Source organism: Clostridium neuense, assembly GCF_045310695.1.
Taxonomy (GTDB): domain Bacteria; phylum Bacillota; class Clostridia; order Clostridiales; family Clostridiaceae; genus Clostridium_S; species Clostridium_S neuense.
On record NZ_JBJIAA010000005.1, the window covers coordinates 91,350 to 117,186 of the forward strand.

At 31.6% G+C, this 25,837-nt stretch carries 21 protein-coding genes; 19 read left to right on the plus strand and 2 right to left on the minus strand.

Going from position 1 to position 25,837, the window contains the following annotated elements:
* Positions 1-83: 83 nt before the first annotated feature.
* Positions 84-1,418 carry an ATP-binding protein gene (locus ACJDT4_RS07085; RefSeq protein WP_406786850.1) on the minus strand — a complete coding sequence of 445 codons (1,335 nt, stop codon included), beginning with the start codon at positions 1,416-1,418 and terminating at the stop codon, positions 84-86.
* A gap of 230 nt (positions 1,419-1,648) precedes the next feature.
* Between ACJDT4_RS07085 and ACJDT4_RS07090 the strand changes: the two genes are divergently transcribed.
* From ACJDT4_RS07090 to ACJDT4_RS07180, 19 genes are all read left to right on the plus strand, one after another.
* On the plus strand, positions 1,649-2,533 hold the full coding sequence (locus tag ACJDT4_RS07090; protein WP_406786851.1) for a glycerophosphodiester phosphodiesterase: 885 nt from the start codon (positions 1,649-1,651) through the stop codon (positions 2,531-2,533).
* 181 nt (positions 2,534-2,714) lie between these two features.
* The gene (gene gtfA, locus ACJDT4_RS07095) at positions 2,715-4,184 is read left to right on the plus strand and encodes a sucrose phosphorylase (RefSeq protein ID WP_406786852.1); all 1,470 of its coding nucleotides are present in this window, start codon (positions 2,715-2,717) and stop codon (positions 4,182-4,184) included.
* 283 nt (positions 4,185-4,467) lie between these two features.
* Positions 4,468-6,186, plus strand: a complete 1,719-nt coding sequence (locus tag ACJDT4_RS07100; protein WP_406786853.1) for a methyl-accepting chemotaxis protein — start codon at positions 4,468-4,470, stop codon at positions 6,184-6,186.
* 377 nt (positions 6,187-6,563) lie between these two features.
* Complete coding sequence (locus tag ACJDT4_RS07105; protein ID WP_406786854.1) at positions 6,564-7,028, plus strand: MarR family winged helix-turn-helix transcriptional regulator; 465 nt, start codon at positions 6,564-6,566, stop codon at positions 7,026-7,028.
* Entirely contained in the window at positions 7,021-8,493 is a 1,473-nt protein-coding gene (locus tag ACJDT4_RS07110) for an MFS transporter (RefSeq protein WP_406786855.1), read from the plus strand. The genes ACJDT4_RS07105 and ACJDT4_RS07110 overlap by 8 nt, the downstream gene beginning before the upstream one ends.
* A 285-nt stretch (positions 8,494-8,778) precedes the next feature.
* The gene (locus ACJDT4_RS07115; protein ID WP_406786856.1) at positions 8,779-9,804 is read left to right on the plus strand and encodes a protein-glutamate methylesterase/protein-glutamine glutaminase; all 1,026 of its coding nucleotides are present in this window, start codon (positions 8,779-8,781) and stop codon (positions 9,802-9,804) included.
* Positions 9,805-10,121: 317 nt separating this feature from the next.
* Complete coding sequence (locus ACJDT4_RS07120) at positions 10,122-10,484, plus strand: response regulator (protein WP_406786857.1); 363 nt, start codon at positions 10,122-10,124, stop codon at positions 10,482-10,484.
* Positions 10,485-10,534: 50 nt separating this feature from the next.
* Complete coding sequence (locus tag ACJDT4_RS07125; RefSeq protein WP_406787010.1) at positions 10,535-12,565, plus strand: chemotaxis protein CheW; 2,031 nt, start codon at positions 10,535-10,537, stop codon at positions 12,563-12,565.
* Positions 12,566-12,578: 13 nt separating this feature from the next.
* Positions 12,579-13,067: a chemotaxis protein CheW gene (locus ACJDT4_RS07130; RefSeq protein WP_406786858.1), complete on the plus strand. Its 489-nt coding sequence runs from the start codon at positions 12,579-12,581 to the stop codon at positions 13,065-13,067.
* 24 nt (positions 13,068-13,091) lie between these two features.
* Positions 13,092-14,798, plus strand: coding sequence for a methyl-accepting chemotaxis protein (locus tag ACJDT4_RS07135; RefSeq protein ID WP_406786859.1), 1,707 nt, complete (start codon positions 13,092-13,094; stop codon positions 14,796-14,798).
* Between the two features lie 14 nt (positions 14,799-14,812).
* Complete coding sequence (locus tag ACJDT4_RS07140) at positions 14,813-15,625, plus strand: CheR family methyltransferase (protein WP_406786860.1); 813 nt, start codon at positions 14,813-14,815, stop codon at positions 15,623-15,625.
* 9 nt (positions 15,626-15,634) lie between these two features.
* Positions 15,635-17,932: a response regulator gene (locus tag ACJDT4_RS07145; protein WP_406786861.1), complete on the plus strand. Its 2,298-nt coding sequence runs from the start codon at positions 15,635-15,637 to the stop codon at positions 17,930-17,932.
* 2 nt (positions 17,933-17,934) lie between these two features.
* Positions 17,935-18,330 carry a response regulator gene (locus tag ACJDT4_RS07150; RefSeq protein ID WP_406786862.1) on the plus strand — a complete coding sequence of 132 codons (396 nt, stop codon included), beginning with the start codon at positions 17,935-17,937 and terminating at the stop codon, positions 18,328-18,330.
* A gap of 212 nt (positions 18,331-18,542) precedes the next feature.
* A complete protein-coding gene (locus ACJDT4_RS07155) occupies positions 18,543-19,724 on the plus strand; it encodes a sensor histidine kinase (RefSeq protein ID WP_406786863.1) in 1,182 nt (393 codons plus the stop codon).
* 83 nt (positions 19,725-19,807) lie between these two features.
* Positions 19,808-20,443, plus strand: coding sequence for a response regulator transcription factor (locus tag ACJDT4_RS07160; protein ID WP_406786864.1), 636 nt, complete (start codon positions 19,808-19,810; stop codon positions 20,441-20,443).
* Between the two features lie 69 nt (positions 20,444-20,512).
* Positions 20,513-21,634, plus strand: a complete 1,122-nt coding sequence (locus ACJDT4_RS07165; RefSeq protein WP_406786865.1) for an ABC transporter permease — start codon at positions 20,513-20,515, stop codon at positions 21,632-21,634.
* 1 nt (position 21,635) lies between these two features.
* Positions 21,636-22,319, plus strand: a complete 684-nt coding sequence (locus ACJDT4_RS07170) for an ABC transporter ATP-binding protein (protein ID WP_406786866.1) — start codon at positions 21,636-21,638, stop codon at positions 22,317-22,319.
* Positions 22,316-23,443 carry an ABC transporter permease gene (locus ACJDT4_RS07175; protein WP_406786867.1) on the plus strand — a complete coding sequence of 376 codons (1,128 nt, stop codon included), beginning with the start codon at positions 22,316-22,318 and terminating at the stop codon, positions 23,441-23,443. The genes ACJDT4_RS07170 and ACJDT4_RS07175 overlap by 4 nt, the downstream gene beginning before the upstream one ends.
* Before the next feature lie 335 nt (positions 23,444-23,778).
* Positions 23,779-24,384: a hypothetical protein gene (locus tag ACJDT4_RS07180; protein WP_406786868.1), complete on the plus strand. Its 606-nt coding sequence runs from the start codon at positions 23,779-23,781 to the stop codon at positions 24,382-24,384.
* Between the two features lie 28 nt (positions 24,385-24,412).
* Here ACJDT4_RS07180 and ACJDT4_RS07185 read toward each other — a convergent pair whose 3' ends face one another.
* A complete protein-coding gene (locus ACJDT4_RS07185; RefSeq protein ID WP_406786869.1) occupies positions 24,413-25,768 on the minus strand; it encodes an MATE family efflux transporter in 1,356 nt (451 codons plus the stop codon).
* Positions 25,769-25,837 lie beyond the last annotated feature (69 nt).

Below are 25,837 nucleotides of genomic sequence, written 5' to 3' on the forward strand. Positions count from 1 at the left end.
ATATATTATATTAAGCTCTAGCATATGCTTTGGCATAATGTTAGCCAGCAAAATGCTAGAGCCTTTTTATTTATAAGTTTTAACTAGACTAACTTGTATCTGGTTATATCATTGCAATCAGTATAAGTTGCTGTGGACAGTTTTATAAAAAATGTAGTTCCCTTGCCGGGTTTAGTTTTAAACCATATACTTCCGTTATGAGTATTGGTTATTGTATGATATACCATGAATAGTCCAAGTCCTGTACCACCATTTCTTCTAAAGGTAAAGGGCTCAAACAAGTTACTTTTTAGCTCTTCTGGTATTCCACCGGCTGTATCAGTAATAGAAATTATTACAAAGTCTTCCTTTTGCTCAAGCTTAACTTCGATGCTGCCTCCGTTGTCCATTGCCTGGACTGCATTTGCTATTAGGTTTCTAATTGCTCTTTTAAAAAGTGGTTCAGATATGGCTATATATTTATTATAGTTATCTATCATTTTTAATTTAATACCGTTTGCTTCACATTCTGGCGCAAACTCATCTAATACCTCCTTTATTATAGGACCTGCCTTTGCTGGAGAGATTTTTTGAGGCTTAAATATGCTAAGAAGCTCAACAACCATAGTATTAAGTTCATCTGCCTGCTTTATCACTCTATCAAAATAGGAATTAACTTTATTTTTATCTGAAGTTAATTTTCCAAGCTGTCCAAGACCTCTTATTACAGCTAGTGGATTTTTTAAATCATGTACTGCTGTCGCAATTAACTCAGAAGTTGCATATAAGTTTTTATCACAAGATTCGTTAAATGTAGAAGAAGACTTATTTTCTATAGTTGTTTCAATAGAACGTACACATGCGGTAGTAAGATTTAATCTTGCTGGATGAGCATATCTATTAGGAACGCATACATCAATTCCACCAATTATTTTCCCGTTTATTTTAATTGGAACGCCAATACAAGTAAAGGGACCATATGATTTTCTAAAGTGCTCCATTCCATATATCATTACGGGCTGGCCAATTGCTATTGATGTTCCTACACCATTATTACCTACGTATTTTTCATTCCAGCTTGCTCCGAGACAAATTCCGCAGTCTTCTCCACCAAACTCCTCTGGATTACCTCTAAAATCAATTACCCAAGCATCCTTATCTGTTAACGTAATTAAATATCGAATCCCTGTGAGACTTAAAGCCAGATGATCCAAATATGGCTTTGCAATGTTTATTAATTGAGAATTGTCTGAAATCTTTTGCTTTAAATCAGCATCATTTAGAACTTTAAAGCTTAGGTCCTCTGGCTTTAGCCCTACATCCTTACATCTTTTCCATGCTTCTTTAGTTACTTCCCTAATCGTAGGATTTTTTCTTACAGCTCTAATAAATTTGTCCCACTCATTTATTAGTTCATTATCGTTTTTTAAAATTTCCACTTTTATCCCCCCATGTTATTCATATAATGCAAGATATATATTCCACATTTATCCTTTATATCCCTTTAAATGTTATCACAACATAATTAATCATTATATGTAATAAAAAACTAAGTGAAATAATAAAAAGTAAATTATCTGTATAGGAACTGTAATGCAATTGTAATTATTAATATTATTTTTTGATATATAATGTTAATAATATGTTAAGGGAAGGGGTAATAGTTAATATGATTAATAAAATATTTAAAAGGTTTAAGCCAGCGTATGTGATTATTGCTGCTTTCATATGCATTACGTTTTTATATACAACAGATAAGAATATTACTATTAAAGCAAAACAGGGCAACAAGCACATGGAAAGCAGTTATAAGTATTTAGATAATGACCTTAAAGCAAGAAGAATAAAAATTATTGCTCATAGGGCAACCTACTTTAGTGAACCAGAAAATTCTCTTAATGCAATTAACGATTCCATAAGACATAAAGTAGATTATGCAGAAATAGATGTTCAGGAAACTAGGGATGGAGTAGTTGTACTAATGCATGATAAGAATTTAAAAAGGCTTACAGGTTTAGATTCAGAAGTTAGCAATTTAAATTTTAATCAAATAGAAAAATTAAATATAGCTTCCCGTTATCCATCAGGGCATAAGAGGGAGAAGATTCCAACCTTGAATGAGGCTATAAAAAGATCAAAAGGAAAATTAAAATTAATTATAGAAATTAAACCTTATGGTAATACTAACGATTTAACTAGAAGGGTTGTAGAAATTATAAACAAAAACAAATTTGTTAAACAGTGTCTAGTACATTCTATGAGTTATAGAATTTTGTTAGAGGTTAAGCAGTTAAATCCAAAAATTAAAACAGGTTATATAGTTTATAGACCTATGACAAATCTTACTGCGTTAAATGTTGATTTTTATAGTGTGGAACAGAGAGCGGTAACGAAAAATTTGGTTATGCAAATTCATAAGTTACATAGGAATATATATTCTTGGACCGTTGATAAACCTATGTATATGGACAATATGCTTAAACTGCACGTAGATGGCATTATAACAGATAAACCAAGCATATTAATGGATGCAAAAAAATCTATACATTTGTAGAGGCGGTTCTAGATAAATGCAAATAAAAGCATTTATCTAGAATTTTTTTTTACAAATAGGACAAATATGAAACCGGTTGACATACACATGTAAACGATGTAGAATAGTAGTTAAGAAAAGCGAAATATCTAGCGTTAATATAAAAATTTAAAATAAGATTTAAAGAGGGAGAGTGCATTACATGGCAGTAAAAAATAAAGTACAGCTTATTACTTACGCAGATTCTTTAGGTGGAGATTTAAAAAAGCTTAACAAGGTTCTAACAGAGCATTTTTCAGACATTTGCAGTGGAGGAGTTCATATTTTGCCGCCGTTCCCATCTTCAGGAGATAGAGGCTTTGCACCTGTTACTTATCTTGAAATAGATCCTAAGTTTGGTACTTGGGAAGATATAAGGGCAATAGGTGAAAAGTTTGATGTAGTAGTTGATTTGATGGTTAACCACATATCAAAACAATCAAAGTACTTTCAAGATTTTTTAAAAAAGGGTAGAGAATCTAAGTATGCTGATTTGTTTATTACCTTAGATAAGGTTTGGAAGGATGGAGAGCCAGTTAAAGAAGATATAGACAAGATGTTCCTACGCAGAAAGCAGCCATATTCTACTTTTGAGATAGAGGAGACTGGTAAGGAAGAAAAAGTTTGGACAACATTTGGACATGGAGAACAGTCAGAACAGATAGATTTGGATGTTAAGTCTGAAAAGGTAAAACAGCTGCTTAAGGACTTTTTTGCAAACTTTAGCAAAAACAACATTAAAATAGTAAGATTAGATGCTGTAGGCTATGTTGTAAAGAAACTTGGAACAAGCTGCTTCTTTGTAGAACCAGAAATATATGAATTCTTAGATTGGATAATGGAACTTGCAAAATCTTTAGGAATTGAGTTGCTTCCTGAGGTTCATTCACAATATGAGACTCAGTACAAGCTTGCAGAACATGGCTTCTGGATTTATGATTTTATTTTGCCATATACAGTGCTTGATACTTTGATAAATAAATCCAGCGAAGATCTTTGCAAGTATTTAAAAAATCGTCCTAAAAATCAGTTTACAACCCTTGACTGCCATGATGGTATTCCTGTAAAACCTGATATGGATGATCTTATTGATAGCAAAAGGGCAAAAAAGGTAGTTGATATTTGTATTGAAAGAGGAGCAACTGTAAGCCGTATTTTAACAGATGAATATAAAGACAAAGACGGCTTTGATGTTCACCAAATTCAATGCTCGTATTATTCAGCTTTAAATTGTGATGATGATGCATATATAGCAGCAAGGACTATTCAGCTTTTTACACCAGGGGTGCCTCAAATATATTATGTAGGTTTACTTGCAGGTGAAAATGATTATGAAAATGCAAAGAAAACTGGTGATGGACGTGAAGTTAACCGCCATAATTACACTATGGAAGAGATAGAACAGTCACTTCAAAGGGAAGTAGTTAAAAGATTAATGAAGGTTATTAAATTCAGAAATGAATATGATGCGTTTGACGGTGATTTTGAAGTTATGGATTGTCCTAAAGACGAAATAAGACTTGCTTGGAGCAAGGGCAATAAAAAATGCAGTTTATTTATAGATTTAAAAACAAATAAAACTGTTATAGATTATATTGATGACAATGGAAAAGAAGTTCAGTATTTAGTTTAAAATATAATTAATAAATGAAACTATAAAAGTGTGAGATAGGACTATAAAGTGGTTATTCTATTTCACATTTTTTTTAGCTTGTTTTTTAAAAGTAAAAATAAAATTAAAAGTAAAATATTTAATGTACAAATTTTAAAATGCTTGTATTTTTACAAATTAATATATGTTATAATTTACATTAATATGCGATATGTAAAAAATTCAGTACAATAGCTAAAGTAAGAATAAGGCATTACTTAAAACTTTTACTAAGGATCAAAATTATTGAGGGGGCATTTACAACATGAACTTTAACAAGATGAAGCTATCTACCAAATTAATAACAGGTTTTTCTCTGATGATTGTCTTAATAGTAGGCATATCAGTTTTATCAATTATTAAATTGAATAAAATTGATAGTACTGTTAAGGATTTAACGATTACAGAGGATAGAAAATTAACTTTAGCCTATGAAATGAAAAGTGATGTGGATAACATGGCTATAGCAGTGAGGAATATATGTGCATCAAGTGACGTAGCATATATGAGAACACAGGAAAATGAATACAAAGCTGCTCAAAAAGAGTACAATTCTAACAAGAGGCAGCTTCAAAGCTTGACCTATACAGCTTTGGGAAAGCAGTTAAACAAGGAAGTTGATGAAAAGGATGATGCAGCCTTTGATGCTTTTAATGAGGCGATAAAAATAGGCATGAAAACAGATGTATCTAATGAAGAGCTTACTAAGATTATTTCGGAGTTAAAAAAGCCTCAGGATGACCTTACCTCAAGCATAGATAAATTTGTAAAAGCTCAAAAGGATGCTACACAGGAGAAGGGGGTATTGTCTAGAGATACTACAATAGCTGCATCAAATATAATTATAGTTGTTCTTATAGTGAGCGTTATATTAGGTATTTTGTTTACATATTTAATAAGAAAAAGTATTGTAAGTCAGATTAGAGAGGTTTTTGAAGGTGCAGAAAAGTTAGCAAATGGGGAATTTGATTTTAAAATGAAGGTGGTTTCAAAGGACGAAATAGGTAAGACGGTTAATGCCTTAAACAATGCTGTAGAAAAGCTTAATAATAGTATGAAGCTGGTAAGAAGTGAAAGCGAAGGTATTATTAAAAGCATAGAAACATCCGATGGAATGCTCCAGGCTGTAAATGGTGAAATTGAGCAGGTATCAGCAGCTACAGAGGAAATATCAGCTGGAATGGAACAATCTTCGGCTTCTGTAGAGGAAGTTACCTCAATGACAATTACAGTAAAAGAAGAAATTAATGTTACTGCAGAAAAGGCTAAAGAAGGTTTGAAGGTGGCTTTAAATATACAGGATAAGGCTAAGGTAATTAACAATGATTCTTTAAACTCAAAGGAAAGTGCAGAAAAAATATACAAACAAACTAAAGATAATTTGGAAAAATCCTTGGAAGAGGTTAAGGTTGTAAATAAAATATCTGAAATGGCTGAAAGTATAAATGGCATTGCAGAGCAGACAAATTTATTGGCACTAAATGCAGCTATAGAGGCAGCAAGAGCGGGAGATCAAGGAAAAGGCTTTGCAGTTGTTGCTGAAGAGGTTAGAAAGCTTGCCGAGGAATCAGCAGGTGCAGTTTCTCAGATACAAGATGAAATTGGAACAGTGCTTGGAGCTGTTGAAAAGCTATCCGATTCAGCTAAATCCATATTAGTATTTATGGAAAAGAATGTTCTTAAGGACTATGAAAGTTTAATTTCAATTAGCCATGAGTATAAGGAAGATGGAATTAGGGTAAAAGATATAATAGAAAAATTTGCTGAAGTTTCGGATACAATATCTAGCTCCATTGATCAAATAACAATGACTATGGAGCAGGTTGCAGCTTCCGTAACAGAGGTGGCAAAGTCATCTACAGATATTGCTGCAAGTGTTGGTGAAGTTAAAGATAAGAGTGAGGCAATAACAAATGAGTCCAAAGGAAATCTTGAAGGCGCGGATAAACTTATAAATTTGATTAGAGAATTTAAATTAGGATAATTTGCACATGGGGCTATCGTACTAAAAATTGTTAAATCATGATTTATTAAGAGTTTTTTAAACTATTTCTTCAGCATTGTTACTTCGCTCCCACGGAATTTTAGGCTTGAATCTTTGTAATTAATTAAATACTAGTACCATATACTACCTTTATTTATCAACTATGTTTATAACGGATTTTTCGCAGAGAAACGGAGAAAAATTTTCCTTAAACACTGTATAATGCGAGGTAAGTGTATTGCAGGATGATTTATCTTAGATTTATTAATTTTATTTAATATCCTGTGATGCACTTACTTCGTATTATTTATAAATATAGTTGACTAATCAACGATATTTTGCTATTATATTTATGCAATGAATAAAGGAGAATTATTATGGATGAAAGCACTTCAACGTTAATTAAGCTTACCAGCAATATATATAGGTGTACTCAATGTTATCTTGATAAAGAGCTTTGCAAATTTAAACTTACAACAGGAACATACCCATATTTATTTGTACTTAACCGATGCCCAGGCATAAGTCAAAATGATATAAGCAAGGAATTAAGTGTAGATAAAGCAATGTCCGCTAGAACTGTGAAAAAATTGATAGAGCTTGAGTATGTAAAAAAGGAAGAAAATGAGGAAGATATAAGGGCATATAAGCTGTATATAACAGATAAAGGTAGAAGCCTGCTGCCCGAAATTCGAAAAATAGTTCAGGAGTGGATTAATATTTTAATTAAAGGAAATAATGAAGAGGAAGTAAAAACATCTATAAAGTTTTTAGAGGATGTACTAAGGAAAGCAAAAGAATGTAAAGTAGCTAGCTGTGGAAGGAGGAATAAGTTTGAATAATAAAGAAAATCAGATATATAAAAAGCGATGGATAATACTATTTACAGTTCTTTCGGCCACTTTTATGGCAACGCTAGATGGAAGCATTGTAAATGTAGCTCTTCCTAATATGGCTGTGAATCTTAAGGTTGGAATGTCAGGAGTTACATGGGTTGTAACCAGCTTTTTAATAACTGTTGCTGCAACGATTTTAATATTTGGAAGAATAGGTGATATAATTGGGAAAACCAAGGTTTTTAGTTTTGGAGTTGTTCTCTTTACCTTTGGATCTTTAATGTGTGGCTTTACTAATTCACTTTTAGTACTTGTTATAGCAAGAGTTATACAAGCAATAGGTGCAGCAGCTACCATGGCAACTAATCAAGGAATTATAACTCAGGTTTTTCCCGCAAATGAAAGAGGAAGAGCACTTGGTGTTTTGGGAACTTTTGTAGCACTAGGTTCAATGGCAGGACCTCCACTTGGAGGCTTTATTGTCTCTGCATTTAGTTGGGAATATATATTTTTAATAAATGTGCCAATTGGTATAGCAGTATTTATAGCTACTATTAAAGTATTTCCTAAGACAAATAAGATTTCTAATGAAAAAGTTGATGCAAGAGGAGCAGCACTATTTATGATAGCTACTGTAGCCTTTTTCTGGGCAGTAGTTCAAGGACAGACTACAGGATATAATAATCCTGTTATGATAGGAGCATTTATTGTAGCGTTTGTAGCGTTTGTGCTTTTTATTATAGCGGAAAAGAAGATAAAAATGCCTCTTTTGGATTTAAGTATTTTTTCAAATAGTTTGTTTTCAATAAGTATAATTTGCGCATTTATATCATTTGTAGCAATTAGTGCTTCTAATATAATACTGCCATTTTATTTTGAGGATACATTGAAGTTTTCAGCAGCAGTAACAGGAATGTTTATGATGGTATCACCTATTGTGTTATCTGTAGTTGCACCTTTCAGTGGATATTTATCAGATAAAGTAGGCTCAGAAATTTTGACACTTATAGGACTTTCATTTACAAGCTTGGGTTTGTTTTTAATCAGCACTTTAAATGCAAAGTCTTCAGTAATTTTATTGCTTTTATATATAGTAATAATGACTATGGGAAATGGAATGTTCCAATCTCCTAACAATTCTTTGGTTATGTCTACAGTATCAAAAAACAAGTTAGGAATTGCAGGAAGCGTTAATGCTTTAATTAGAAATTTAGGATTCGTTTTAGGTACTTCCGTATCAACTCTTATTTTGTATAGCAGAATGAGTGCTAAGGTTCATTATAGAGTAACAGACTATATAAGAGGAAGAGATGAAGTATTTATTTATGGAATGAAGTTTGTTTATATATGTGCTGGTGCCTTATGTTTGTTTGGCGTTATAATAACAGCTTTTAGATTTTTTAATAGTAAAAAAAACCAAAAGTTTAAAAACAAAGAAGAAGACGAAGAAGTAAATGAAAAAATAATTTAATGGAGAGAGCGTAAAAGCCTTCTCCATTCATTTTTTGTATTTTTAGTCATGAATTTAAATATTATTAAAATAAATGTAAGCAAAGGTCTAATGATTGACATTTTACTTAGAATTTAGTATAATTTGGATATAAATAATATTATTAAATTATATCCAACCATTTATTCATACATTAAACTTATCATAATTTTAAACAGATCAAGATTAACAAATAGCAGGAAATTCAATAAGAGTCTACAATACTTAAGATTAACTTATATAGTTTAATAGAAGGGAGTAGATTTTATGAATAGCAAAATAAGAGTTTTAATTGTCGATGATAGTCTACTTTCTCGTGAAATAATTTCAATGGGTATTTCTTCATCACCTGATATAGAGGTGGTTGCAAAGGCAGGAGATGCATTTGAGGCAGCAGATAAAATTTTAAAATTTAAACCCGACATAATGACCTGCGATGTAGAAATGCCCAAAATGAATGGAATTGAATTTATAAAAAGACTGCTACCACAATACTCTTTACCAATAATAGTTGTTAGCTCTGCCAGTGAGGTTGTGTTTGAAGCCATAAATGCAGGAGCTGTAGATTTTATTCCTAAACCAAATACACAATCCCCTAAAAGCGTGGAAAATTTCATAAACGAATTGATAAAAAAAATTAAAGTAGCTGCACATTCTCATGTTGTAGAAAAATCAGAATTAAAAATAAAAAGCTTTGATAGTAAAAGTAGCATAAGTACAGATACAATTGTTGCAATAGGTGCTTCGACAGGTGGAACTGAAGCAATATATAATATACTAAATTCACTGCCGGAGAATATGCCAGGAATTGTAATTACACAGCATATACCACCTGTGTTTTCTGAAATGTTCGCAAATAGGCTTAACAATCAAACAAAGCTAAAGGTGAAAGAAGCTGAGAATGGAGACTACATAGAAAAAGGAACGGTTCTTATTGCACCTGGAAGTAAACATATGACAATAAAAAAGAAACTTGGCAGGTATTGTGTGGAAGTTTTTCAAGGAGAAAGAGTAAATGGACATTGTCCATCTGTAGACGTATTATTTAAATCTGTAGCAAAAGAAGCAAAAAACAAATCTATAGGTATTATACTTACGGGAATGGGATATGATGGAGCACGAGGATTGCTTGCTATGAGAAGAAGCGGAGCAAAAACCATAGGACAGGATGAAAAATCTTGTGTTGTATATGGAATGCCCAAAGTTGCCTATGACATAGGAGCGGTTCAAAAACAAGTATCTCTTTCTAATATACCACAAGTTTTATTTTCAATGTTAAAGGACAAGAAATAGTATAAAGTTTTGTTTATAATATGACAAATTACTGTATTATGATAATCAAAAAAACATAAACACATATAATGTTATAATAATTGACAAAGTAAATTAGTTTTAGTACAATTTCCATATATATTATATAAATGTTTACACTAAAGATATTATAATAAAGCAGCCATTGAACGATAATTATTATAAGTTATTTGTAAACTTTATAATTTAAATTTTTATAACCTAGAATTAGGTAATAATGACTGAAAACTCTAAAATTTTAAAAAACTTATTATATAGTGAATTTATTATAAATTAATTTTTAATGAGGAGTGATTATTATGGCAAAAGTTCTTATTATTGATGATGCAGCTTTTATGAGGATGTCTTTAAAATCTATGCTTGAAAAAAATGGATTTGAAGTTGTTGGAGAAGCTGAAAATGGTGAAGTTGGCATACTTAAGTATAAAGAGGTTAGCCCTGATTTAGTAACTTTAGATGTTACAATGCCTAAAATGGGTGGAGTTGAAACATTAAAATTGATTAAAGAATATGATCCTAAGGCTAAAATTGTTATGGTTACAGCAATGGGACAAGAAAAGATAGTTAAAGAAGCTGTAATAAGTGGAGCAAAATCATTTATTGTAAAGCCATTTAAAGAAGAAAAGTTGGTAGATACGCTAAATAAAGTGATGGCCATGTAATATTGGCTCAATGGGTGGTGAGATAATTGTCAGAATCTTCAAATGAGCCTATGCTGGAGATGTATATATTTGAAACATCCCAATTTATAGATCAACTAGAGGCAATAATTTTAGACAATGAAAATTCAAACGGTTATTCAAATGAAGACATTAATGAAATTTTTAGAATAATGCATACCATTAAAGGGTCGTCAGCAATGATGCTTTTTAATGATGTATCTACTCTCGCTCATTCAATGGAAGATATTTTTTATTTTTTTAGGGAAAATAATCCTGAAAATGTTGATTATTCAGCTTTAGCGGATTTACTATTTGAAAGTATTGATTTCATAAAGGTTGAGTTAGAAAAGATAAAGAATGGTGATGAAGTTGATGGAAAGAGCAGTGAGCTTATAGACCAAAATCATAAGTTCTTAGAAAAGTTAAAAGGAAATTCTACTGAGGTTGTTGAAGAAAAAACAGAAAAAAGCAATACTAAACAGCAGTACTATATAGAATCAGATAAAAAGAATGTTTTACTTAGCAATAATACTTATAAAGCAGTAATATTCTTTGATGATGATTGCGAAATGGAAAACATAAGGGCATACACAGTTATAAGCAGTATTAAAGAGTTTACTGACGAAGTACATTATTTGCCAGAAGATATTATAGAAGATGATGATACCGCTAAAGTAATAAGAGAAAGTGGTTTTCAAGTTATCTTTAAGACAGATAAAGCCTATGAGGAAGTAAGCGAAATTTTAAATCAAACTGTGATGTTAAGAAAGCTTGAATTAGTGAAGCTTGAAGATGATGATGAGTTTAAGCAATTCAATAAAAGTGTTAAGGAAAATATAAAAGAGAGTCCTATAAAAAAGCCTGTGGTGGTAGAGAAGAAAAGTTCTTCAGAAGCTCATAACAGCGGTGTTCAGGAAATGATAAGTGTTAATATTAAAAAAGTGGACAAACTTATGGATCTAGTTGGAGAAATGGTTATTGCAGAAGCTATGGTAATTCAAAATCCTGATTTATATGGGCTTGAGTTAGAAAACTTTAAAAAATCTGCACGCCAATTACATAAGATAACAAGTGAATTGCAGGACATAGTAATGTCCATAAGAATGGTACCTCTTGCTCCAACACTAAATAAGATGAATCGTGTCGTTAGAGATATGAAAAAGAAGCTTGATAAAGAGGTTAAATTAAAGCTTATAGGTGAAGATACTGAGGTTGATAAAAATATAATAGAGCACATATCCGATCCGTTGATGCATCTTGTTAGAAATTGTGTGGATCACGGAATAGAAACAAAAGAGGATAGAGTAAAGTCTGGAAAGTCAGAAGAAGGATTAATTACAATAGAGGCAAAAAATCTTGGAAGCTACGTTATTATAACCATCAGTGATGATGGGGCAGGGCTAAATAAGGAAAAAATATTAGAAAAGGCAGTGAAAAATAATATGCTCACAAAGTCACAAGAAGAAATGAGTGATAACGAGATCTATAATCTAATATTTTTACCAGGTTTCTCTACTAACGATAATGTAACGGAATTCAGCGGTAGGGGTGTTGGAATGGATGTAGTTTCAAGAAATCTTTCGGAGATTGGTGGATATACGTACGTTAATAGTACTGAGGGAGAAGGAACTATATTTACGCTAAAAATACCACTTACTTTGGCGATTATAGATGGAATGAATGTAAAGGTTGGAGATTCATATTATACCATACCAATAAGCAACATAAGACAGTCCTTTAGACCCAAAAATGAAGATATAATAAAAGACTTAAATGGTAATGAAATGGTGATGATAAGAGGGGAATGTTATACGGTTTTTCGTATTCATGAGATATATGATATTAAGACTGATATAGATGATTTGAGCCGTGGCATAATTATTGTTGTTGAGCAGGATGATAAGATAGCGTGCTTATTTGTAGATGAATTGGTAGGACAGCAGCAAGTAGTAATAAAGGCATTGCCAAGCTATATAAAAAATATAAAAAAGATAGATGGATTGTCTGGATGTACGCTTTTAGGTAATGGGAGTATTAGCCTAATAATAGATGTTGCTGGAATAATACAACAGCGCGCTTAAAGGGGGGATAGAAATGCCTGAAGTTTATGATATTGACTTGTTAGATGAAGAAGATACACAAAAGGGAAAGTTTTTAACCTTTATGCTGCAAAATGAGTTTTATGGCATAGAGATAAAATATGTTATAGAAATAATTGTAATACAGGATATAAGTAAAGTTCCGGAGTTACCTGATTACATAAAAGGTATAATAAATCTTAGGGGGAAAATTATACCTGTAATGGATGTAAGGTTAAGATTTAAAAAGGAAGAAAAAGAATATAATGATAGGACGTGCATTGTAATTATTCAAATGGGAGATATTTTTATGGGGCTTATTGTAGATAGTGTATCAGAGGTGGTAAGTATACCAGATTCTGAAATAGTAGATCCTCCTGATATAAGTAGGTATAACAATGAATATATAAAAGCTATTGGAAAAACAAACAATGGGATAAAGCTTATATTAGATTGTAATAAATTACTTAAGTACAATGACATCAAAAGTCTAAGCAGTATATAAATAAATAGTATTGGGGGACTAATAATGAACTTTTTTAGGAATTTGAAAATAAGTGTAAGGCTTTTAGTAAGTTTTATAATTGTTGCCTTGATTTCAGCGGTAATAGGTACTATTGGTATTATAAATATAGATAATCTTAACAAAGCAGATATACAGATGTACGAAAAAAATGTTCAACCATTAGATCAGCTTGTTACAATGGCATATGATTTTGGGGCTATTAGATCTAGAGTAAAGGATGTTCTTTTATCAAGTAAGCTAGAAGACATAAAAAAATATAAGACAGAAGTTGATAGCTATAGTACAAATTTTGATAGAGAGCTTAATGAATTTTATAAAAATTTACTTACTCAGGCTGGAAAAACAGCCACTGACGAACTCAAAAGTTCTAAAGAAAAGTTCATGGACGCTGCACAGCAGGTTATGGAATTAAAGGAAAATAGAAAAGATCAAGAAGCAATGGTAATGACATATTCTACACTTAGAACGGCTCAAGATAATGTTGAAAAAGCATTAAAGAAGATTTCAACTTTAAAAAGCCAAAATGCTAAATTAACCTCTGAAAATAATGATAAAACTGCAAGTACAAATAGGATGATAACTTTAGTGTTTATGGTGGTAGGCATAATATTAGCAATGATTCTTGGAGTAATCATATCACAATCTATAAGCAAACCTATAAAGAAACTCATTAAGGAAGCAGATGAAATAGCAGTTGGTAATCTCGATGTAAATATAAATTTAGGGTCTAAGGATGAGATTGGAGCTTTAGCAAGATCATTTCAAACAATGGCCAATAAACTTAATGAAGTGTTAAATAATATTAATGTTTCTTCTAATCAAGTAGCAATAGGTTCTAAACAGGTATCGGACTCAAGTATTGCTCTTTCTCAAGGAGCAGCTGAGCAGGCAAGTTCAGTAGAAGAGTTGACATCTTCAATTGAAGAAATATCTTCTCAAACTAAGCTTAATGCTGATAATGCTAAAGAAGCTGATGAATTATCTTCATCTGTAAAGGAAAATGCTGAAAATGGAAACGAGCAGATGCAGCAGATGCTTGTAAGCATGGAAGAGATAAATGCTTCTTCAGGAAATATATCAAAGATAATTAAAGTAATAGATGATATTGCTTTTCAAACGAATATTCTTGCATTAAATGCCGCTGTAGAAGCAGCAAGGGCAGGGCAGCATGGTAAAGGATTTGCAGTAGTTGCAGAAGAGGTTAGAAATTTAGCAGCTAGATCTGCAAGTGCAGCTAAAGAGACAACAGAAATGATAGAGAATTCTATTAAAAAGGTAGAGAGTGGTACTAAAATTGCAAATGAAACTGCACAGGCTTTAGATGAAATTGTAACAGGCATTGCAAAGGTATCAGAATTTATAAATCAAATATCTGTAGCATCTACAGAGCAGTCATCAGCACTTCAGCAGATAAACCAAGGGGTAATTCAAGTATCTCAGGTAGTTCAAGAAAATTCAGCAACCTCAGAACAAAGTGCTGCGGCTAGTGAGGAACTTGCAGAGCAAGCAAAGTTTTTACAGGAACAAGTTTTGCAATTTAAGCTGAAAAAGTTAGATGTTTTTTCGGAGAAACATAGTGAAAAAGATATTAATCCAGAAGTTTTAAATATGTTAAAAGCTATGAACAAAAATAATGGGGCTGCAAAGGAAGCTGCTGTTTCAAAAACTGACAGTATAGATTTAAGTGACAGGGAGTTTGGAAAGTACTAAAGGTGGCGATTTTTATGCATATGACTGAAATGGAATTTCAAAAGCTATCCGGATTTATAAAAGAAAACTTTGGTATATCTATAAAACGAGAAAAGAAAAGTATATTGGAAAGTAAACTTGAAAAAAATTTATATGAAGAAAAGTGTGATAATTTTACACAGTATTATAGAAAAATTTTAGAGGACAAGTCTGGAGACAAAATAGTAAGTTTTGTCAATACAATTACTACCAATCACACTTTCTTCATGAGGGAGCAAGACCATTTTTACTATTTTAAGGATGAAGTTCTACCGTATTTAAAAAGACAAATAAAGGATAATGATTTACGTATCTGGTGTTCGGCATGTTCTTCTGGTGAGGAAGCTTATACAATTGCTATGATACTAGATGAGTTTTTTGGTAATGAAAAAGCAACCTGGGATACAAAGATATTGGCTACAGATTTATCAACAAAGGTTCTTAGTATTGCTAAAAAGGGAATATACAGCAGTGAAAGTGTAAAGCCTTTGCCAAGTCTATGGAAAATGAATTATCTAAAGAAACTTGATGCTGAAAACTACAGTATTATGGATAGCATTAAAAATCAAGTTATATATAGAAGGCTAAACCTTATGAGTAGGGCTTTCCCTTTTAGGAAAAAGTTTCACGCTATATTTTGTAGAAATGTAATGATATACTTTGATAATAAGACTAAGATAGAGCTAATAAATAAGTTCTATGATTTAACCGAACCAGGAGGATATCTTTTTATAGGTCATTCGGAATCAATCAGCAGAGACGAAAGCAAATATAAGTATGTTAGGCCCGCAGTGTATAGAAAAGAGTAGGTGAATCATATGGATTTAATCGAAGAAGCATTATTTAGTATAGGTGATGGATTAATTATTACAGATATAAATGGTTATATTGAATTTATGAATTCTTCTGCAGAAAGATTAACAGGATGGAAAAGTGAAGAAGTCAGTGGTGCAAGATTTCAAGATACCTTTCATTTCATTAATGCTTATACTGGTGTTTTAGAGGAAAATCCTGTTGATCTTGCACTAAAGAAGGAAGGTTCTGTAGGACTTAACAAAAATACAATGTTAATAACTAAAGAAGGCTTAAGAAAGTACTTGTCAGCAAATAGTTCACCAATAAGGGACAAGAGCGGCAAAATTAAGGGCGTTGTCATAGTTTTTAGGGACATATCTAGAATAATGAGTATTGAAAAGAAAATGGAAGAGGAAAGAAATAACTTAAAATTAATATTTTATTCTAGCTTTGTGGGTATGATTTTAATAGATCAGGATATGATGGTAACTATGATTAATGATTCCGCACTTAGGTTATTTGGTAAAAACAGAGAAGACATAATCAATAAAAAGTTTGGTGAAGGTATTTGCTGCAAGGATGCCGTTTTAAATAAATATGGATGCGGTTCTACACCTAAGTGTATAATGTGTAACCTTAATCAGGCAATTAGAAGTGCATTAAAGGGAGAAAAAAATGTTGATGGTGAGTTTAGCAAGGTGTTCTGGAATAATGGTAGGGAAGTAGAATTATATTTAAGTATAAGTGCGTCTAATATCATTATAAATGGCGTAAATAATGCTATCTTATCAATTGCAGATATAACCAATAGAAAAATGATAGAAATCAACTTGCAAAAGGCAAAGGTAGCAGCAGAAACCGCAAATAAAGCTAAGAGCGAATTTTTAGCAAATATGAGCCATGAAATTAGAACACCGCTAAATGGTATTATAGGAATGATAGATCTTACGCTGCTTACAAACCTCAATGAAGAACAAAGAGAAAATCTTAAAATTGCAAAGGATTGCTCAGATTCTTTGCTTAAGGTCATAAATGACGTACTGGATTTTTCAAAAATAGAAGCAGGAAAGCTTGAGATGGAGAAAATCAATTTTAATATAGAAAAAATGATAAATGGGGCATTAAAGGCTCATATAATCCAGGCTGCAAGCAAGGGCTTAGATTTTAAATATAACTTTTCTAATGAAATACCAAAGTACATAATAGGAGATCCAACAAGACTAAGGCAGGTTTTGAATAATCTTATAAACAATTCAATTAAATTTACAGAGAAGGGATCCGTTAAGTTAACTGTACAACCCGTTGAAATTAAAAGGGATACAGTAGAGCTTAAATTTATCATTTCCGATACTGGAATAGGAATAAGTTCTAACGGGAGGAGCAAGCTTTTCAAAAGCTTTAGTCAGGTAGATGGGTCCATAACAAGAAGATTTGGAGGTAGCGGGTTAGGACTTGTAATATGCAAAAAGCTTATAAATAAAATGGGGGGAAACATATGGTTTCAGAGCACAGAAGGTGAAGGAACTTCATTTTATTTTACCGCTAAATTTAAATTGGGAACTGAGATTATTGAACATGATAAAATAGAGTACAAGCTAGTAAGAAACAATAAAAGAATGCATTTGTTAGTTGTTGATGATGCTGCTGTCAATTTAACTGTGATTTCAAGAATGCTTGAGGAAAAAGGCTATGAGGTTGATAAAGCAGGCAATGGTTTAGAGGCTGTAAGTATGGTGGAAAAGGTTAAATATGATGTTATACTCATGGATATTCAAATGCCCTTAATGGATGGAATAGAGGCTACAAAGCAGATAAGAAAAATGGAGGGTACAAAAGCGCATACTCCTATTATAGCCATTACTGCTTTTGCGCTAAGAGTGGATAGGGAAAAATTTATATCTATAGGTATGGATGATTATGTTGCAAAGCCTATAAAGATGAATGAACTATTTGGTGCAATAGAAAAAATATTCTTTAAGAATATCAGCAAAAAAGTAGTTTTAAATAATTCTGGAGAAATCGAGTTTGTGGATAAAATCCAGGCGGTTAAGGAAGAAAAGCTAAATTCCAAGGTTAAAGACATATCTATAAAATTGGAGAAGCTTGTACAAACTTTAGGAAGCAGCAATTTTGAGGAAATAGAAAATGTATCTCACGATATTAAAAATATGTGCAATGACATTGATAATCAGGATATGAAGGATGTGGCTTTTAAAATAGAGCTGGCGGCTAGGCGTGAAGATGTAGAAAAAGCTAATGAGTATACAAAAGAAATTCTTAATAAATTTGAATCTTGTAAGAAATTGTTAAAGGAGGAATAAGCATGCTAAAAATATTGATTGCAGAAGATGATTTTGCTAGTCGTAAGTTTTTAAGTAGGTTTCTTTCGGAATATGGGGAATGTGATATTGTAGTTGATGGCATGGAAACTATAGATGCCTATATGCTTTCTCTTAAAGAAAATAAACCATATGATCTTATTTGTCTTGACATAATGATGCCTAAGGTTGATGGGGTTAAGGTATTAAAAGCCATTAGGGATTTAGAAACTCAAAGAGGGCTGGAAGCTGAAAAATGTGCTAAAATAATAATGGTCACAGCTTTAGGTGAAACGGATTTAGTTAAAAGTGCCTTTGAGTATGGGTGTGACGCGTATGCATCTAAGCCTATAGATACTAAAAAATTCGTTGAGGTTATGGAAAAGCTGAAGCTTATATAAAGATAGACAAAATGGAATGTTAAAATTGATAATACCAAGTTTATCCTTAAAATTTATAATTTAACTTAGAGTACAGAGTACAATTGGCAGAGGACAGTGACTGTACTCTGTTGTTGTACTCTGAGTGAAACCATAACTTAACAGTATAAATTTGGGTATTGTGAATTTAAATCTTTCAGGTTGTATACCTATAGGTTAAAGGAAGTAATTATATGAATAATAAGATAAAAAATTATCTTGTTATTATTGCATACATAATATTAACTACAGGGCTTTTGGTGTGTTCTATAGAAGATATAGAAAATCCATGGAATACAATGTTTTTTAGCTTTGCTATAATCCTGATTTTTACAATCCGGCAGATAATTGGAGAGGGGCAAAGAAAAAAACTATATATTTTATATGTTTTGGTTCAAACAGCACTCATTTTTATGCTTGGACAAATTGATAATGGTACTAGTTTTGTGCTTTTTTATTTCGTAATAATATATGATGTTATTTTTAGAGTGTATGGCATATATTCATTATTCTATTCTGGAATGCTGTATGCTTTAACTTTTTATATTAATTACTGTAAATTTAAGGGTATTGGTATAGTAACTGTGTATAAACTTGAGTTTTATAATTTTGTGATATATTTTTTTGTAGTTACGATTTTGTACCTTTTAAAGTATATATGCAATATTAACAACAAACTGGAGGCAGCAAAGGATGGCCTTAGTATAAAGAATATTGAACTTGAAGCTTCTTTTGAAAAAATTCGTGAGGCATATAGGAAAAACGAAGACTATATTGTTATGGATACAAAAAATAGGCTTGCAAGGGAAATTCACGATACTGTGGGACATACTCTTACCACAGCACTTGTTGAAATGGAAGCCAGCAAGGTACTTATGGAGGAAGATAAGAAAGAAGCTTCAAATAAATTAACCTCTGCATTGGAGCAGGTTAGAAAGGGTTTAAGACAGGTTAGGACTTCTGTTAGAGCCTTGGATAAAAGTCAAATTAATTATTATAATGAAGTTATTGAACTCATAAAAAATACAATTCTTCATACAAATGTTATAATAAGGTATGACATAGATGATTTTAACGGAGAAAAAGAAATAGTTAAAAGATGTATTTTTAGAGCACTTCAAGAAGGAATAAGTAACGGTATAAGACATGGAGCTGCAACCGCATTTTTGTTTAAGCTTAAGTATGATAAGGAGTTATTAAGATTTTCTCTTGAAAACAACGGAAAAGGGTTAAGTAACTTTAAAAAAGGCTTTGGACTTACGGCTATGGAGGAAAGAGTTAAAGAAGCAAACGGAAGCCTGGATATTTTTACAGATATTGATGAGGGGTTTAATATATATATAAATTTTGAAGTAGATAAGTCACTGGAAAACTAAAATTTAAGGTTATTCCGATAAACTAAATTTAGCTTAGTGCACAGTTCACTATTTTATGTTGTTCATCTATATGGGGGCGAAGTATGATTAAGGTTATTGTAGTTGACGATCAAAACTTAATGAGAGATGGTCTTGAGGTTATTCTAAACTCATTTTCAGATATTGAGGTTTTAGCATGTGGGGAAAATGGTGAGGAAGCCTTAAAGTTGGTTGGAGAGTTTATGCCGGATTTAGTACTTATGGACATAAGGATGCCGGTTATGGATGGGGTTACTGCATCAAAAATAATTAGAGAAAAGTTCCCAAAGGTAAAAATACTTCTTCTTACTACCTTTGATGATGAAGAATATATATTAAATGCTCTTAGTTTAGGTGTGTCTGGGTATATATTTAAAGACATTGAAAAAGAGAAATTAAGACAAGCAATAATGGATTGCATTAAAGGAACCTTTATAATGCCAACTAAGGTCGCAGAGGTTCTTGCCAAAAAAGTAGTAAAAGAAGAAAAGAAGGTTGAAGAGAAAAAGCTTAAACTTCCTCTTACGGAAAGAGAAGCGGAGGTTGCCTCTATGATAGCCGATGGTTTTACAAACCGACAGATAGCTTCCGCACTTTATATAAGCGACGGGACAGTAAAAAATTACGTAAGTAGCATTTATAGCAAATTAGGTATAAAGGATAGAACTAAGCTTGCACTATATTACCGCAGTCATATATAATTTATGACCGCGGTTACTTTTTTATATGAAGTATTTTTTGTATTATTTAAATATAAAGGAGTGATTATGATGAGAAAGCCTTTAAGTTATGGAATGTACTTTAAGAGCCATAAAAAAAGTTCACTAGCTATAATGATTTCCATTGGACTTGCAATACTGCTTATTGGAGCTATTCAGCTTTATACCTTTAATATGAATGACAGCGATGCAAGAAATAATGAAAAATATAAGTATGCAACGTTGGTATATAAAAATAAAAAGGCTCTAGATAAAGCTGTAATAAAGAAGTTGGAAAATGAGGCGTCTGTTGAAAGAGTTGTAAAAGTAGAGAGCTTTCGGTATATGATTAGGAGTGTATTTGGTACAGATGCAGATTATGAAGGTTTTTATGCTGATGAAAATGATATAAAGTATATGATAAACAAAATGGGACTTAAATTTGATAAAGGAAGTTATATAAAAAACGGAGATAAAAAAATTTTGATAAATGAAAATACAGCAAGATGTAAGAATGCAAGCATAGGGAGTTTTGTTGGCTATGATGTTAGAAGAGATGACTATTTCCCGGGCAAATATAAGGTTAATGGAATACTTAAGGGAGATAATATTGTGTCCTTTATAGCTGTAGACTCAAAGGCTTTGGAAAAAGAAAATTATATGTGTTTTGTGTTCCCTAAAAAGGGAAAAATGAAGGAGATGAACAAATATATAAATTCTATTTCAAAGGATGGAATTAAAAATTCAAATTATGAAAGTTTGCAGAAGGAAGAAATAAATAATTTAAATGGCTTTAATACAATATTCAACTTAGTAATAATAATAATGATTGTAGTGATGTCAACGGTTTTAGGCAATTCATCATATATAAGCTATATGAGAAGAAGGCCAGAAATAGGGATTTTAAAGGCTATGGGTTATACAAAGGAAAAGATTGTATTAAGAATGGTTAAAGAAATAGCAATTTCGTCTCTCTTTGGTTTTGGTTTTGGATATTTAGCATTGTTTGTTTTTGCAAAGATATATAATGTACTTTATTTATATCCAAGAGGAATAGCTTTGTTTCTCATTACGTGGGATTTGTTCCCAAAGCTTTTGTCTATACCACTTTTTATAGCTATTTTTTCTATAATACCAGTTTCAAGGCTACTGGAAAAAGTTGAACCTATATCAATAATAGAGAGGATGGGATAAAATGCTTATAGAAATGAAGGACGTAAATTTAGTTTATGATGTTGGTCACGACGAGGAGACATATGCACTTAAAAATATAAATCTTAATATAAAAGAAAACCGTTTTTATGGCATACTTGGACCATCTGGAAGCGGAAAGAGTTCACTTCTTTATCTTTTAAGTGGACTTAGAAAACCGAGTTCAGGTGAGGTGATTTATAAAGGAAAAGCATATAAAGATATAAGAGGTAAAGAAATGGCTCAAATAAGAAATAAACAGTTTGGATTTATTTTCCAGAGACATTTCTTAATGAATTATCTTACTGCTCTTGAAAATGTTCTTGTTCCGCTAAATTCAAACAAAAAAGAAGATATAGATAAGGCAAAAGAGCTTTTAATAAAGCTTGGACTTGAAAGAGAAATCAATAAAAGACCAGCAAAAATGTCTGGTGGACAAAGACAAAGAGTTGCAATTGCAAGGGCACTTATAAATGACCCGGAAATAATTTTTGCAGATGAAATAACAGCATCCTTGGATCACAAAAATGCTTTTGAGGTGATGAAGGTGCTGGAGGGGTTTAAAGGTAAAGCGGCTATTCTAGTGGTAACCCATGATGAATCAATATTATCTGGAGCTGAAGAAATAATAAGGGTATGGGATGGAAGTATAAAGAGTGTGGAGGAAAGCAGGGTGAATGCTTTATGAAGTTAAAGTCCTTAAGTGTATTTTTATATCTAAAAGGAAACCCTAAAAAGTTTATTCCACAAATTTTGGTAGTGGCACTCGGTGTTTTTCTTATGTATTTTATATGTATAATTGGCGGTGGAATTGAAAATCAAATGAAGGATAATATTTTAAGTCCTTATGAAAAACTGTCCTATGTAAATATAGACCCAGCTTCAGTAAATGAACAGAAGTATATTGACAAACTTAAGGTTAATAAGGATATAGATAGAATTATATATTCTGATAGAGTTAGAAATTTAAGGATGAAGATGCTTATATCTGATTGTGGATCACCAGGATTTTTCGTAAGTGAAGGTGATACCAGTTATCTCATGAAAAAGTTTGGTTTTAAGTTGGAGGAAGGAAGAATTCCACGAGATAGCAATGAAATATTGGTAAATAGTGAATACGCAAAAAGTAGAAGCCTTAAAATAGGCAGTTACTTGGATGAAAATGTGGACAAGGGCATAACAGGAAAATGCAAGATTGTAGGACTTTACCTTGGAAAAAACATTATTGCGTTTGGTCATATTAAAAATCTACAGAGCGTAAAGAGTACTGTGAATTCAATAATAATAGTTCCTAAGAATGGAAAGCTTGGCAAGGTTAATAGTTATCTTGATTCAATTAGTAATAAGAATATAACAGTAGTAAGTTATAAAGATCTATATTTTGATATAGGCGGTTTTTTTCCTATGTTTAATATATTTGCAGTTATAGTTCTTGTTATTACTATTGCTGTTTTAACCTTTACCATATGTAATATGAATTATATACACTTTTTTGATAGAGTTAGCGAGTTTTCAATACTTGACGCAGTTGGATACACTAAGTTAAATATATTCTTTAAGCTGGCTAAGGAAATGTTAATTGTTATAGTTTTGGGCTTTATTTTAGGAATTATAATAAGCTTTATAGGTGGGAATATATTTAATCAAGTTTACTGCGAGGCAAAGGGTACTCCTGTAGAGGTTTATAGTAAGTGGTATATCGTTCTAAGCCTTATTGTGCCTACTGCAGTTGGAGTTTTCTCCTCTATACCTTCTTTAAGGTTTCTTTCAAAAATGAATACTATAGATGTTCTGGAAGGAAGAAGCCTTTAAACAGTTGACAGTTAAGGTTGATTTTCCTCCGCGTTGCTGCAGAAAATCTTAAATTAAAGGGAATATAGAGTTACCAGTATGAGTTTAAGGCTGGTAACTTTTTTGATTGATTAAAGTAACATAGATGAACAAACTGAAAGGTAGAGTGAATGTGGATTTACCTTTTGCTTTGCTTAGGTAAATCTTAAAACTTATAGTGCCAGCTGCGCTGTCCTCTGTCCATTGTCAACTGATTACAGTATTTACTATGAACTTAAAATGATAATTAAATTTCCTCATTTGCAAATAAAAGGTGGAAAGTGATATACTTTAAAAGCAATAAAGGGGGAAATATGATGAAATTATTTTTAAAAAAATTTATAGGTTTAATGACTTGTTTTTGCTTGCTTATGTCTATAACTGCATGTGGTGGACAAAAGCCCGATGAAGCTGTAAAAGGATTTTTTAATGCATTAAATAAAAATGATTTTAAAACCGTAGCTACATTTTTAAATAACAATAGTAAAAAGCTTTCTAATGATAATGAAGATGGAAGTAAAATTATTAAAAAGATTTTTCCAAAAGTTAAATACAAAATTATATCTTCAACTATTTCAGGCAACACAGCTAAAGTAAAAGCAAGTATTACAGCACCAGATTTGGTAAAGATAACGAATAAAATGGCTAATGATACTATGCCAACTATTTTTGAAGATGCCATGAGTGGAAATGTAGATGAAAATAAAGAAAAAAAATTAGTTGAGGATTACTATATTAAAAGTCTTTCAGCAAAAAATGTGGCTATGACATCAAATGAGGTTAATATAGAGCTAGTAAAGGATGCTAATAAAAAAGAATGGCGCATTAAATCAAGTGATGCTTTAGCCAATGCTATAACTGGTAATTTGGAAAAAGCAGCTGATGCTCTTTCACAAAAAACTTCTAGCGATTCTGGAAAATAAAATATAAACCTATAATAAAAAAGAGTAGTTAATTTAAACTATTCTTTTTTATTTTGTAACTAAAAATGATGTATAATATCAATCCAGTTATACAAGTTATAATTTCAGTGATAGTCATGGACCAGATAACTCCATGAAGTCCAAAGAAATTATGCAGTAGAATGACTGTAGGTATATAAAGAATACCTTGTGTAACGGACATAATTGTAGAAGAAATTCCTTGACCCGAAGCTTGAAAAATTCCTGTAAATAGTGTAGTAAAACCGTTAAATAATGCAGAAATTAGCATAGCAAGCATAATATATTGTCCTATATTAATTACAGAAGCATCCTTTGAGAATAAATGAATAATTTGCATTCTGAAAATATAAGCTAGAGTAACAAAGGTGCCTGATAGTAGTAAAACCCATAATGCTGCTTGTTTAATGCTTTCCTTTAATCTAGTTAAGTTATTATTTGAAAAGTTATATGCAATTAAAGGGATAATTCCTAGTGACAGACCCATTGAAAGAAATTCTGGGACTTGTACAATTCTCAAAGCTATACCAAAGCCAGCTACTACGCTATCGCCATATCCAATTGAAAAATTATTCAAAAGAAGAGTTGTAATAATGAGAAAAACCGTAAGCAATAATTCAGAAACACCTATTTTATATATTTCTATTTTATCTTTAAGAGAAATCTTAAAATGCTTAATAAATCCTTTTAAATGCTCACTTTTTGTTTCTAAGTAATAAATGTAATATATAGATGAACCTATATTAGCTAAAACCATTGACAGAGCTACGCCTATAACATTAAATTTTAATATTAATATAAATAGTGGATCAAAAACTAGGCTTAAAGCTGTGCTTATAAACATTCCATACATAGACTCCTTTGAAGCTCCTTCGGCTCTAACGATTTGCTCTAAAGCAAAGTTGAGTACAATTGAAAATCCACCAAAGAACATAGTTAAGGAGTAGTTTTTTGTGTAGTTCATAACGGCTAAAGTATCTGCCCCCATGATTTTAACAATAGGAGTGATTGCAAGAAAAGAAAGAATGGCAAGTAAGACTCCAGATATAAGGCTGCTATAAAAAGTATATCCCGCCACTTTTTTCGCTCTTTGTATTTCTTTTTTTGCAATAAGACGAGTTATGAAGGTTCCGCCTCCTGCTCCAAACATATTTCCAAAAGCCATTAGGATAGTAAAAATAGGCAATCCCAAGGTAACAGCAGTTAACATCTCTGTATTTTTTAGTAGTCCAATAAAAAATGCGTTGATAACATTGTATACTGTATTCACAGACATACCAATCATCATAGGAATAGCTAAATGAGCAATTGTTTTTCCGATTGAGGCACTTTTTAAATAATATTCATTTGATATATTTTCTTCCATTTCATATCCCTCCAATATAAAAATATTAAATATCTAATTATTAGAACTCTAACTATATGGATAAATAAA

Bases quoted from the DNA above. Each gene is read 5' to 3' on its own strand.
- ACJDT4_RS07150 (WP_406786862.1), top strand. From the start codon at position 17,935: ATGCTAAAAATATTGATTGCAGAAGATGATTTTGCTAGTCGTAAGTTT.
- ACJDT4_RS07145 (WP_406786861.1), top strand. From the start codon at position 15,635: ATGGATTTAATCGAAGAAGCATTATTTAGTATAGGTGATGGATTAATT.
- ACJDT4_RS07115 (WP_406786856.1), top strand. From the start codon at position 8,779: ATGAATAGCAAAATAAGAGTTTTAATTGTCGATGATAGTCTACTTTCT.
- ACJDT4_RS07135 (WP_406786859.1), top strand. From the start codon at position 13,092: ATGAACTTTTTTAGGAATTTGAAAATAAGTGTAAGGCTTTTAGTAAGT.
- ACJDT4_RS07180 (WP_406786868.1), top strand. From the start codon at position 23,779: ATGAAATTATTTTTAAAAAAATTTATAGGTTTAATGACTTGTTTTTGC.
- ACJDT4_RS07125 (WP_406787010.1), top strand. From the start codon at position 10,535: ATGCTGGAGATGTATATATTTGAAACATCCCAATTTATAGATCAACTA.
- ACJDT4_RS07160 (WP_406786864.1), top strand. From the start codon at position 19,808: ATGATTAAGGTTATTGTAGTTGACGATCAAAACTTAATGAGAGATGGT.
- ACJDT4_RS07165 (WP_406786865.1), top strand. From the start codon at position 20,513: ATGAGAAAGCCTTTAAGTTATGGAATGTACTTTAAGAGCCATAAAAAA.
- gtfA (WP_406786852.1), top strand. From the start codon at position 2,715: ATGGCAGTAAAAAATAAAGTACAGCTTATTACTTACGCAGATTCTTTA.
- ACJDT4_RS07105 (WP_406786854.1), top strand. From the start codon at position 6,564: ATGGATGAAAGCACTTCAACGTTAATTAAGCTTACCAGCAATATATAT.
- ACJDT4_RS07140 (WP_406786860.1), top strand. From the start codon at position 14,813: ATGCATATGACTGAAATGGAATTTCAAAAGCTATCCGGATTTATAAAA.
- ACJDT4_RS07120 (WP_406786857.1), top strand. From the start codon at position 10,122: ATGGCAAAAGTTCTTATTATTGATGATGCAGCTTTTATGAGGATGTCT.
- ACJDT4_RS07175 (WP_406786867.1), top strand. From the start codon at position 22,316: ATGAAGTTAAAGTCCTTAAGTGTATTTTTATATCTAAAAGGAAACCCT.
- ACJDT4_RS07130 (WP_406786858.1), top strand. From the start codon at position 12,579: ATGCCTGAAGTTTATGATATTGACTTGTTAGATGAAGAAGATACACAA.
- ACJDT4_RS07170 (WP_406786866.1), top strand. From the start codon at position 21,636: ATGCTTATAGAAATGAAGGACGTAAATTTAGTTTATGATGTTGGTCAC.
- ACJDT4_RS07155 (WP_406786863.1), top strand. From the start codon at position 18,543: ATGAATAATAAGATAAAAAATTATCTTGTTATTATTGCATACATAATA.
- ACJDT4_RS07185 (WP_406786869.1), bottom strand. From the start codon at position 25,768: ATGGAAGAAAATATATCAAATGAATATTATTTAAAAAGTGCCTCAATC.
- ACJDT4_RS07090 (WP_406786851.1), top strand. From the start codon at position 1,649: ATGATTAATAAAATATTTAAAAGGTTTAAGCCAGCGTATGTGATTATT.
- ACJDT4_RS07100 (WP_406786853.1), top strand. From the start codon at position 4,468: ATGAACTTTAACAAGATGAAGCTATCTACCAAATTAATAACAGGTTTT.